Source organism: Parachlamydia sp. (genome assembly GCF_050255895.1).
In the GTDB taxonomy this organism is placed as follows: Bacteria; Chlamydiota; Chlamydiia; order Chlamydiales; family Parachlamydiaceae; genus Parachlamydia; species Parachlamydia acanthamoebae.
Genome location: NZ_JBFWIR010000008.1, coordinates 43,537 through 55,200 on the forward strand (window position 1 = coordinate 43,537; position 11,664 = coordinate 55,200).

At 42.4% G+C, this 11,664-nt stretch carries 12 protein-coding genes; 6 read left to right on the forward strand and 6 right to left on the reverse strand.

Annotation, left to right across the window (positions count from 1 at the left end; all coding sequences use genetic code 11):
* Positions 1 to 232 precede the first annotated feature (232 nt).
* From AB7E63_RS02555 to AB7E63_RS02580, 6 genes are all read left to right on the forward strand, one after another.
* A complete protein-coding gene (locus AB7E63_RS02555; protein WP_006342386.1) occupies positions 233 to 847 on the forward strand; it encodes a superoxide dismutase in 615 nt (204 codons plus the stop codon).
* Positions 848 to 1,052: 205 nt separating this feature from the next.
* Positions 1,053 to 1,958: an acetyl-CoA carboxylase, carboxyltransferase subunit beta gene (accD, locus tag AB7E63_RS02560; protein ID WP_013924383.1), complete on the forward strand. Its 906-nt coding sequence runs from the start codon at positions 1,053 to 1,055 to the stop codon at positions 1,956 to 1,958.
* 21 nt (positions 1,959 to 1,979) lie between these two features.
* Entirely contained in the window at positions 1,980 to 2,426 is a 447-nt protein-coding gene (gene dut / locus AB7E63_RS02565) for a dUTP diphosphatase (protein ID WP_006342388.1), read from the forward strand.
* Between the two features lie 46 nt (positions 2,427 to 2,472).
* The gene (locus AB7E63_RS02570) at positions 2,473 to 2,922 is read left to right on the forward strand and encodes a PTS sugar transporter subunit IIA (protein ID WP_428418620.1); all 450 of its coding nucleotides are present in this window, start codon (positions 2,473 to 2,475) and stop codon (positions 2,920 to 2,922) included.
* 25 nt (positions 2,923 to 2,947) lie between these two features.
* Positions 2,948 to 3,694 carry a PTS sugar transporter subunit IIA gene (locus AB7E63_RS02575; protein ID WP_039378447.1) on the forward strand — a complete coding sequence of 249 codons (747 nt, stop codon included), beginning with the start codon at positions 2,948 to 2,950 and terminating at the stop codon, positions 3,692 to 3,694.
* Between the two features lie 109 nt (positions 3,695 to 3,803).
* Positions 3,804 to 4,115: an F-box protein gene (locus tag AB7E63_RS02580; RefSeq protein ID WP_006342391.1), complete on the forward strand. Its 312-nt coding sequence runs from the start codon at positions 3,804 to 3,806 to the stop codon at positions 4,113 to 4,115.
* A 41-nt stretch (positions 4,116 to 4,156) separates the two neighbouring features.
* Here AB7E63_RS02580 and AB7E63_RS02585 read toward each other — a convergent pair whose 3' ends face one another.
* From AB7E63_RS02585 to AB7E63_RS02610, 6 genes are all read right to left on the reverse strand, one after another.
* Complete coding sequence (locus AB7E63_RS02585) at positions 4,157 to 6,712, reverse strand: ATP-dependent Clp protease ATP-binding subunit (RefSeq protein ID WP_006342392.1); 2,556 nt, start codon at positions 6,710 to 6,712, stop codon at positions 4,157 to 4,159.
* Between the two features lie 155 nt (positions 6,713 to 6,867).
* Positions 6,868 to 7,812, reverse strand: a complete 945-nt coding sequence (locus AB7E63_RS02590) for an L-threonylcarbamoyladenylate synthase (RefSeq protein ID WP_013924384.1) — start codon at positions 7,810 to 7,812, stop codon at positions 6,868 to 6,870.
* A gap of 9 nt (positions 7,813 to 7,821) precedes the next feature.
* Positions 7,822 to 9,057, reverse strand: a complete 1,236-nt coding sequence (locus AB7E63_RS02595; protein ID WP_013924385.1) for a cysteine desulfurase — start codon at positions 9,055 to 9,057, stop codon at positions 7,822 to 7,824.
* A gap of 12 nt (positions 9,058 to 9,069) precedes the next feature.
* The gene (gene sufD / locus AB7E63_RS02600) at positions 9,070 to 10,374 is read right to left on the reverse strand and encodes a Fe-S cluster assembly protein SufD (RefSeq protein WP_428418624.1); all 1,305 of its coding nucleotides are present in this window, start codon (positions 10,372 to 10,374) and stop codon (positions 9,070 to 9,072) included.
* Positions 10,371 to 11,132, reverse strand: coding sequence for a Fe-S cluster assembly ATPase SufC (gene sufC, locus AB7E63_RS02605; protein ID WP_006342396.1), 762 nt, complete (start codon positions 11,130 to 11,132; stop codon positions 10,371 to 10,373). The genes sufD and sufC overlap by 4 nt, the downstream gene beginning before the upstream one ends.
* 16 nt (positions 11,133 to 11,148) lie before the next feature.
* A partial coding sequence (locus AB7E63_RS02610; RefSeq protein WP_428418626.1) for a SufD family Fe-S cluster assembly protein occupies positions 11,149 to 11,664 on the reverse strand: 516 nt, incomplete at its 5' end.

Genomic DNA, 11,664 nt, shown 5'->3' on the forward strand with positions numbered 1-11,664 from the left:
ATGCAATGAATGCCAAATCTCAAGTTCACTAAATAAAACATCATCAATACGCATGTGGGTGTTTTTTTCTGATGCTTTCTTAATTTGTTGATTTTAGAAAAAATCATCGATGAAAGCGGCGGGTATTTCTATGGATAAGTATAAAATTTCTTTCATCTGCTTGCGAAAATACCCTTAATCGGTCAGAATGCCAGAAGATTCTGTTTAACCATCAACTTTAAAGGAGTCTAATATGACGCTGCAATACAAATTGCCCGATTTGCCGTATGACCTTGGCGATCTTGAACCTGTGATTTCTAAAGAGATCATGTCTTTGCACTATAACAAGCATCATGCGACTTATGTGGCGAATTTGAATAAAGCCCTTGAGCAATACGCTGAGGCTGAAGCTAAAAATGATCTTCCTGCATTAATTACCTTGCAATCCGCAATTAATTTCAATGGTGGTGGACATATCAACCATTCGATTTTCTGGACAAATTTAGCCCCTCAAAAAAGTGGTGGGGGAGCTCCTCCGGAAGGTGCTATCGCGGAAGCTATCCAAAAACAGTTTGGTTCCCTCGAGAAGTTTATCGAAACAATGAACACCAAAACAGCCGCAATTCAAGGCTCTGGTTGGGGTTGGCTCGGTTATTGCAAGAACAAAAAACAATTAGAAATTGTGACTTGTTCAAACCAAGATCCTTTAGCTGCAAAAGGTTTAGTACCTTTATTAGGGATTGACGTTTGGGAGCATGCTTATTATCTTCAGTATAAAAATGTACGTGCAGATTATCTGAAGGCTATTTGGAATATTGTGAATTGGAAGAACGTAGAAGAGCGTTTTACAAAGGCTAAAGCTGAGTAAGCTTTTGATTCTCAACATGATTAATTTTTTAAATTTCATGTTGAGAATTTTAAAAAATTTGGAAAACATCTTGAGTTAATCCCGAGTGTCTCGTAAACTTACAACTGTCATCAATCATAAAAACGTAACTTACTGGAGCTCTTAATCTAACGATGTAAACTGGAGCGCTTGAGTTTCTAGTTAAAGTGCGACTGAGAGTTAAAATATGGGTTTGTTTTCCCGCGATAAGCCAAAAATTAAAATCCAAACGACCAAAAAAGACGGATTTAGTGGATGGTTAAAATGCACGCATTGTAATGAGCTCATTCATACCAATCAAATTGAGCAAAATAACAATTGTTGTCCAAAATGCGATTATCATTACCGCTTATCTGTCGAAGAAAGGCTAAAATCTCTTGCCGATCCAGACTCATTTCAAGTGATGTTTACTGAATATCAACCCGTTGATTCTTTAGGGTTTGTGGATACAGAACCTTATCCGCAACGTTTAACTGCAGCAAGAGAAAAATCCGGCCGCGATGAAGCTGTATTGGTTGGACGCTGTTTAATGGGTGGTCGTCCGGTTGCGCTTGGTATCATGGATTTCCAATTTATGGGCGGGTCCATGGGGTCTGTTGTCGGTGAAAGACTCACTTTGTTAATGGAATATGCATTATCTCATCATCTCCCTTTGGTCATTGTCTCAACTTCTGGTGGCGCACGTATGCAAGAATCTGTGCTATCTCTCATGCAAATGGCAAAAACGTCTGGAGCATTGGCCAAACTGCATGAAGCCAAAATTCCTTATATTTCCGTTTTGACAAATCCCACAACGGGGGGGGTAACAGCCTCATTCGCTTCTTTAGGTGATATTATCATTGCGGAACCTAATGCTTTAATTTGTTTTGCAGGTCCACGTGTGATTGAGCAGACAATTGGTCAACAACTTCCTCCTGGTGCTCAGAAATCGGAATTCTTACTGAAACATGGTATGATTGACTGCATTGTAAGACGTCCAGAATTAAAAGGTAAAATTGTGGAGTTTTTAGATTTCCTCGCTGCTGATTTGAAGGAAGTCACTCCAGACTCTTCGCAAGAAGGGGGAAAGAAAAAAGGTGGGACTAAGCGCTAGTCCCCAAAGAAAGAGGAATATATGAGTTCTCATTGTAACGTATGGATAAAAACGGAAGAGGGTGCCTCTTTGCCTGCTTATGGATCAATCGATGCTGCGGGGGCCGATGTTAGAGCCTATCTCAAAGAAGATGTGATCCTGTCTCCAGGCAGTAGTGCACGTATACCCACAGGAATTTATTTTGAAATCCCCCAAGGGTTCGAAATTCAAGTTCGCCCTAGAAGCGGTTTAGCTGCCAATCATCAGATTACGGTTTTAAATACTCCGGGAACCATTGATGCCGATTACCGCGGCGAGCTGCAAATTATCTTGATCAATCATGGAAAAGAACCATTTATCGTCACCAATGGTATGCGGATTGCTCAAATAGTTCTTTCTCCCGTTGTTCAAGCCATTTTTGCATTCAAAGAACAACTAGCCGAAACAGTCCGTGGTACTGGCGGCTTTGGACATACAGGGCTCAATTGAGCCCTACCTAAACGATTTCAGATATTTTCTAACAAACGAACTCTCTATGATTAAAATATCCAAATATTTGGATGCCGATCTCGTCACCTTTTTAGACGTCGATACGCGCGATGAAGCTCTTCACACTTTAGTTGAAATGGTTCATAATGCTCATTTAATTAAAGACAAAGAAGCTTTTTATAACGCAATTATTGAAAGAGAAAAAATTGTATCAACGGGTATTGGAATGGGAGTTGCTATTCCACATGCCAAGCTTGTTTCCTACGATCACTTTTTCGTTGCGATTGCCATACTGCGCAGGGGCATTGATTGGAATGCGTTGGATCATGCGCCTGTAAGAATCATTTTTATGATTGGCGGTCCCGATGATAAGCAAACGGAGTACCTTCAAATCCTATCCTCATTGACTCTAATGTTAAAAGATGAGCAAAGAAGAAAAAAAATGTTAACTTTGAATTCCGGAGACGCTATTCTTGCTCTTTTCGATGAAACATAAAAAAGTTAAGACAGGAGGCTAATCTATGGATTTAAAAATCAAAGATGTTGCAGATCTTCTCAATGTATCAGAAACCACCATTCGTCGATGGCTGGTGGATCGAAAAATTCCTGCTTATCGGATTAACCATCAATATCGCTTCAGCCGAATTGAAATTGAAGATTGGGTGTTAAAGCATAAACTGGGAAAAACACAGGAAGATGGATATTCTCCGTTTGACAAGCAAGACGTTCGAGTGAAAACTGAAGAGAATGGATCTAAAGATGGGGAAAGCGCAAAAGGGGGCAGCAAGCAGTACGGATTATACCGCGCGATTCACAAAGGAAATGTGTTGCACAATGTCCCTGGAGCAACGAAAGAAGAAGTCATAAAAAATGCGACAGCGATCATTGCGAAAGATCTCAATCTAGATGCGGGCGTATTGACAGACCTCCTTTTAGACAGAGAGAATCTTCAGCCAACGGCCTTAAACAATGGAATTGGTATTCCGCATACACGTGACTTTGTCATGAATACCCATCACGACATTGTGGTTGTGGTATTCCCTCAACAGCCGATTGAGTATGGGGCTTTGGATGGCCAACCAGTCCATACGCTTTTTTTCTTATTTGCATGTGAAGATAAACGCCACTTGCATCTCCTAGCAAAAATAGCCCATCTAAGTCATCAAGCAAGCACTCTAGAGCTTTTACAAAGCAAACCGGATAAAGAAGCCTTTCTAGAATATGTTAAAAACTGGGAAAGCAGCATTCAAAAAGTGCAAACTACCTAATCTTTATATGATCACGGCAAGGATCCTTGTCGTGATCTTTCTTAAATTCATAGGAAATAAAAGTGTAAGTATTTATTGTATTTAAAAAAAACAATACAATGGATGTTTTATGCAAATCAATGATCTACCCGCAGAAGCTCTAACTCTCGTTCTTTCTTTTTTAGAAGTGAAAGATTTGGCCCAAGTCAACTTAGTGAGTCAGCAACTGAGAAAGGCTGTAGCAGATGATAAGCTTTGGAAAGGGTTATACAAACGGGATTTCCCTAATTCATACAAGGGAAGAATTGCAACGGAAATCATGGGGCAATCTCGCTATACACAAGATCCGCCCAATTGGCAGAACAATTATAAGGCACAGGCGTGCTTTCTACATTTTATGTATCATTTTAAGAAATCTGCAGAGCAAGAAAGCAAAATCTAAGCCTCAAATGGAAGGTTCCGATGAGGCTTAGACCATCACTTTTAAAGTGAACTTGGTAAGGAAATCGAGTTTTCCTGATTTTGTTGCTTATCCTTCTCTGTCAAAATCAGATGGTCTCCTTCAGCTGAAACAAAATAATGCAACTTTTCGTCTGGGTGCATTAAGATTTTTTCGGCTAGCGGATCCTCCAAATACTGTTCGATGGTGCGACGCAACGGACGCGCACCCATCTCTGGTTGGAATCCTTGATCGACCAAGAAGTCTTTTGCTTTTGCATCGAGCTCAATGGTAATGTCTCGACGTGCAAGTCTCTTCTGCACTTTGACAATTTCCAGTTCAATCACTTGTAAGAGAGCTTCGCGCTTGAGTGGATGGAAAATGACCATGTCATTCAAACGGTTTAAGAACTCTGGCTTAAAGTGTTTCTTGGTCGCTTTTTCAATTTTCTCTTTAATATGTGCATAATCCATGGAGCCTTCCATTGCGCCAAAGCCTACTTCTGTGCTCTTCTTAATTAGGTCGGCACCCAAGTTAGAAGTCATGATAATGATGGTATTACGGAAGTCAACTTTGCGTCCAAAGGAGTCTGAAAGGCGCCCTTCTTCCAAAATTTGCAGGAGCAAGTCCATCACATCTGGGTGCGCCTTTTCAATCTCATCGAAAAGCACGACAGAATAAGGGCGTTGTCTAACTTGTTCTGTGAGCTGGCCACCTTCTTCATGTCCCACATATCCGGGAGGAGAACCTGTCATGCGGCTGACTGCAAATTTTTCCATATATTCAGACATGTCCACCTGAATGAGCGCATCTTCTCCGCCAAAAAGATGAATAGCCAACAATCGCGCTAATAAGGTTTTTCCAACACCTGTAGGCCCAAGGAACATAAAGGCACCAATGGGGCGATTTGGATCTTTAATGTCGGCACGGCTACGTCTAATGGCTCTGCTGACTGTTCTAATGGCTTCATCTTGACCAATAATGCTATTGCGTAAGATTTCTTCCATTTTGAGCACTTTTTGTGTTTCGCCTTCTGTGAGTCGATTAATAGGGATTCCAGTCTGACGGGCCACGACATTCGCAATGTCCTCGTCTTCGACCACCACTTCATGCTCTTCTTTATTGATTTCCCACTGTGCTCTAAGCTGTTGAAGTTGCTCTCTTAATGTTTTCTCTTTATCGCGCAATTTTGCAGCTTTTTCATATTCTTGCTTGCCAATGGCCTCTTCTTTTCCAAGGCGAATATCTTCAATTTCTGTCTCGAACTTGCTGATATCCTGAGGTTGATTCATCATCGAAATGCGCATTTTAGCGCCTGCTTCATCAATCAAGTCAATCGCTTTATCGGGGAGGAAACGTCCGTGGATATAGCGGTCTGACAAAATAGCTGCGGCATGTAGGGCTTGTTCGGTGTAGATACACTTGTGGTGCTCTTCATATTTGCTTTTGAGTCCCGTCAAAATCTGAATGGTTTCATCCACACTTGGAGGTTGAATGATAATCTTTTGAAAGCGGCGCTCTAGAGCAGCATCTTTTTCAATGTGCTTGCGGTATTCATCAACAGTGGTTGCACCAATACACTGCAATTCACCACGTGAAAGCGCGGGTTTTAAGATATTAGATGCATCGATAGCACCTTCTGCAGCACCTGCTCCCACAATCGTGTGCAATTCGTCAATAAAGAGAAGGACGTTGCCGTTTTTCTTGATTTCTTCCATGACAGCTTTAATGCGCTCTTCAAATTGTCCTCGGTATTTCGTTCCCGCAATCATGAGGGCAAGGTCGAGAGTAATTAGCTTTTTCTTACGCAAATTGTCTGGAACTTCCCCTTTGACTATCGCTTGCGCTAATCCTTCCACAATCGCGGTTTTACCCACACCGGCTTCACCCACTAACACGGGGTTGTTTTTGCGTCGGCGACATAAAATCAAGATTAAACGTTCAACCTCTTCACGACGGCCTATCACAGGGTCCATTTTCCCTTCGCGCGACATTTCTGTTAAATCATGTCCATATGCACGGAGTGCTGGCATTTTATCTGTCGAATTTCCTGTACTTCCTGTCGGCTTCTCGAACGGTTTTGGATTCGCCGAAGCCGATGGGCGAGACTGTGAAGGTTCTTGCGTGCCACCACTTGTTCCAATCGGAGGTAGCTGAAGATTGAAGGTTTCAAGCTCTTTTAGAACTTCTTTACGCACTTCTTTCAAGTTAACGTTAAGGTTTTCTAGGACTTGAGCTGCAACCCCATCTGTTTGTCTAAGCAAGCCTAAGAGAAGGTGCTCGGTGCCGACATAATTGTGATTTAAATTGGCGGCTTCCTCGTTAGCATACTCGAATACTTTTTTAACTTTTCCTGTTAAGGCGGGATCGCCATAGACTTGAATTTCAGGGCCATATCCCACTAGTTTTTCTACTTCTGCGCGAACGGTTTCAAAATCGATGTTTAGATTGCGCAAGACGTTGACGGCAACTCCTTGGCCTAGCTTAAGAAGCCCTAGCAAGACATGCTCTGTACCTAAATAGTTATGATTTAACCGCTGAGCTTCTTTTTTTGCTAACTTGATCACTTGCTTAGCGCGGTTGGTGAATTTATCAAACATGATGTCTACTCACTTGTTTGGTATTAAATGCAGTAATAAACACAGAGATGAGAGCTATAAGTGCAACACACTTCGTGATTTCCTCGGAAATTGCTTTTCCAAGGAGGGCTTTTCTAAATTTCAATTTAGGATGGGCCTATTTTTTTTGCAAATTGTTAAATGATGGAAGAGGGGTAGCTCGCTCTTTTTAAACGCTCAGAAATTGTAAGCCATAACCCTTTTTGTGGAAAGTCACTATCCACCCATATGCACTGAATTTTAGCATCATCCAACGATCGTAACGTATCGTAAAGGTTTTCGGCAACTTGTTCCGGATTGTCTGATTTACCCAAGGAAAAAATTTTGCAATTCGGGTATTGCCGATCAGAAAATCCTAAAACGTAGCCAATCGATTCAGGAGATGCTTTATTATCCAATAGTAACTTAGCCTGAGGGGCATAGTGTCTGTACAATTGTCCAGGACATAGAGGTTTGGCTTGATTCGTCTCTTGTCGAATCACAGGTTGATAACCCAGAATAGGTTGAAATTGTTCGGGAGCTAAAGATCCTAAACGCACAATTTCCCATTGGTTATCAATGAAATATAAAATGGTAGACTCCAATCCACATGTGCACCCACCCCCATCTAACACAGGAAAAGCAGTTCCAAAATCCTCTTCTACACGGCTAGCTTGTGTCGCAGAAGGTCTGCCAGACAAATTTGCAGAAGGCATGACAACAGGGCCTACCTGCTTGATCACAGCTTGTGATAGTGGATGCTGGGGAATACGAAAAGCGGCAGTTGTAAGGCCAGCTCTAACCGTATTTGGGATAGTTGCCGGTTGAATAGGGAGCACCAATGTTAACGGACCTGGCCAAAAATGCTGGGCAAGTTTCACAAAATAAGGAGGTATCGACTGTGCATAAGGATATATTTGTTCGTAATGCGATACGTGAATAATTAAAGGATTATTCGCAGGGCGATTTTTTAAGGCAAAGATGTTTTCAATAGCGTTTGGATGGCGCAAAGACGCTGCAAGACCATATACGGTTTCTGTGGGGAGCGCAACAACCTCTCCTTGAGAAAGCAATTCGCAAGCTTTTTCTAGTAAAACACGCATAAGGACCCTTTAGTGAAAAAGAACTGCAATTTCTTGTAGGGCTTCCGCAAAAGCCTCGATTTCTTCTTTTGTGTTGTAGAGTCCAAAGGAAGCTCTGGCTGTTCCTGGGACATGAAAGCGTCTCATTGCAGGCTGGGCGCAATGATGGCCAGTCCGAATCGCGATTCCTTTTAAATCAAGCATAGTGCCGACGTCCAAAGGATGGATCCCTTCCATGCAAAAGCTAATAATCGCTCCTTTTTCTGCGGCAGTCCCAATGATTTTAAATCCGGGAATTTCAGACCACAGTTTCGTCGCATAGTCTAGAAGTTCGTGTTCCCAGGTTTTGATCTCTTCTCGTCCGATTCCTATTATGTAGTCAATCGCTGCGCCTAATCCGATTGCTTCGGTTATCATCGGTGTGCCAGCTTCAAATTTGAGGGGAAGCGTATTATATGTTGTCTTAGTAAACGTCACGGTATCTATCATGTCTCCGCCACCTTGATAAGGAGGCATTTTTTCTAGGAGGACTTCTTTCCCATACAAAATTCCAATGCCCGTAGGGCCGTAAGCTTTGTGACCAGAAAAAACGTAAAAATCGACATCTAGGGCTTGCACATCAATTGCCATATGGGGAGCGGCCTGCGCACCATCCACCAAGACTTTAGCTCCCACATCGTGGGCAAGGTCAACGATTTGTTTAATGGGGTGCAAAGTTCCTAAAGCGTTTGAAATGTGGCCAATCGCAACTAGCTTCGTTTTTTCATTGAGCAGTTCTCGATAGACATCCATCATCAGTTCGCCGCGGTCATTAACTGGAATGACTTTAAGAGTGGCTCCTCGATCTTCACAAAGCATTTGCCAGGGAACAATATTGGAATGGTGTTCAATTTCAGAAATAATGATTTCATCGCCTGCATGAATAAATGCCTTGCCGAAGGAATGAGCCACTAAATTAATTGACTCTGTTGTTCCGCGTGTAAAAATAATCTCTTCAGGCCTTTTTGCATTTAGAAAATGCATGGCTTTGAGACGTGCCGCTTGATAGAGATAGGTTGAGTGGGCTGCAAGCTCATAGATAGCGCGATGCACGGTGCCGTAGCTATCTTCATAAAAATGGGTCATGCAATCAATCACAGCTTGAGGCTTTTGCGCAGTTGCCGCTGTATCAAAATAGACGAGTGGCTTCCCATGCATGGTTTTGGAAAGCATGGGAAAATCGGATCGATAATCGGAAACTGTTTTATGCTTTTTTGAGTGGCTCATATTCACCTCCGCTTATAAATAATTTTGCATGCGCTGGGCTAAATGTTGACGAACTGAGGGGATAGAGATTTTATTATACACTTCTTGGGCAAAACCATCGACCAATAAGCGCTTTGCATCCACAGGGGGACAACCACGCGTTTTTAAATAGAAGAGCTGCTCTTTGTCCAATTGCCCCACTGTGGCTCCGTGCGACGCTTTGACATCATCTGCAAAGATTTCTAGGTTTGGTTTGCTTTCGGCTCTGGCTGTATCGCTCAAAATAATGTTGTTATTCAATTGAAAAGCATTTGTCTTTTGAGCAGCTTGTCGAACCAAAATTTTACCTTCAAAGCTAGAATGACTAGAGCCATTTAAGATCCCTTTGAAAAGCTGCAAAGATTGACAATTCGGGCTTTGATGATCCACCAGAACGTGCGTATGCGCTTCTCGCTTCTCATCCAATGTCCAGGCGCCATTTAGTTCTGCATGGGCGTTTTCGCCATTTAATACCACACGGTAGTCGTGTCGAGCAGTTGTGCTGCCTTCTGTCGCATGAACGGCGAGGAATGTGCTGTTTTTTTTGAGATAAGCTCGTGTCGAAGTCATTTGCCAGCATTCAGGGGGAAGTGGATAAGAGGTTTGTGTATAACGTACATGAGCCTGTTCTTCGATGGAAAAATCGGCGACCTGATTCACCCAATATGTGCTGCCAGATAACGAACCTAGTGTGGAAAGAACGTTTAGCTCGGATTGTGCACCCACAAAAAAGTGGAGGCGAGGCATGGACATGAAAGGAACTTCTGTATCCATGATTTCTAAAATCTGTATTGGTTTTTCAACTTGTAAACGAGGGGGAATATACACAAAAATTCCATCTGTATGTATAGCCGCGTTTAAGGTTGCAAAAGGATCCGTCTCTTCCATCAACGTTTTGCCCCACTGGTTGGTCAAAAATGCACCAAATGAGCGAACTGCCTGTTCAAGGGGGGTGACGACCACTTTGGTTGGTAAGCCCGAGATATCAGATAAGCTGGGGACGTAATAGCCATTTACAAAAACGAGCACAGAATGGGTACATTCAGGGGCAATAAAATCAGCAATTTTGGCTTTGTCAAGCGCTGGTGTTAGTGCAGTTGCATAAGTATGTGCAAAAAGTTTTCGCAGGGGGACGTAGCGAAAAACATCGTTTCTTGGAGTCGGGAGTCCCAGCTCTAAAAAATGATCCCACGCTTTTTGACGGATTTTTTTTAAGAGGGGGTCACCTGCCACATTGCGAAATGCTTCTTCGAGAGAAGAGTGAAAAGATTCTTGGTTTGATTGAGAAAGAGTCATCATTCCGACGCTCCTTGTGGCGATTCTATGAGCCAATCATATCCTTTACTTTCTAATTCAAGTGCAAGCTCGGGTCCTCCAGATTGCACAATTTTGCCCTCTAACATCACATGGACATAAGTTGGTTTAATGTAATCCAAAAGTCTTTGATAGTGCGTGATTAAGATGATTTCAGTCTCAGGAGTCATCAGCTGGTTGACACCGCGTGCCACAATTCGCATTGCATCGATGTCTAGGCCCGAATCTGTTTCATCCAAAATGGCGAGTTTGGGAGTTAAAATGGCCATTTGTAAGATTTCGTTTCTCTTTTTCTCTCCACCAGAAAAGCCTTCATTTAAGCTTCGTTCTTTGAATTCTGGCTTGATTTCCATGAGCTTCATTTTTTCATCGAGAAGCTGATCAAATTCTTCTAAAGAAAGAGTCGGTTCATTTTTAGCTTTTCGATTAGCATTGTAAGCGGTATGCAAAAATTGGATGTTGCTCACGCCTGAAATTTCCACCGGATATTGAAAGCTCATGAATAAACCCAGATGCGCTCTCTCTTCAGGTTCTAGTTCCAAGACATCTTGATCATTAAAAAGGATTTGTCCTTCGGTCACTTCATAAGCAGGGTGGCCAGCCAAGACTTTTGCTAGGGTGGATTTCCCGGCCCCGTTAGGTCCCATGATGGCATGGATTTCTCCAGGATGAACGGTGAGGTTGAGTCCTTTTAGAATCGGTTTTCCTTCAACAGAAGCATGTAAATTGATGATTTTAATCATGATAAGTCCTAAATCTTTATCCCACGGAATTTTCAAGTTTGAGAGTTAATAATTTTTGAGCTTCAACGGCAAACTCGAGGGGAAGCTCTCGGATCACATCCTTGCAAAAACCGTTTACAATCATGCTGATTGCATCTTCTTGCGAAATGCCTCGTTGTCTAAAGTAAAATAGCTGCTCTTCGTTTAATTTAGAAGTGGAAGCTTCGTGCTCTACAGATCCTGTAGAATTGCCTACTTCAATGTAAGGGAAGGTATTAGCCGTGCATTGATCACCGACAAGCATGGAATCGCATTGGGTGTAGTTCCGGGCTCCCTCAGCGCGGGGGGCTACCTTTACAAGACCTCGATAACTATTATGTGATGAATCTGCGGAGATCCCTTTGGAAATAATGGTTGAGCTTGTGTTTTTGCCCAAGTGAATCATCTTAGTTCCTGTATCTGCTTGCATTTTCCCATTTGTGAGAGCGACAGAGTAAAACTCTCCAATCGAATTGTCCCCCTGCAAAATACAACTAGGGTGTTTCCATGTAAT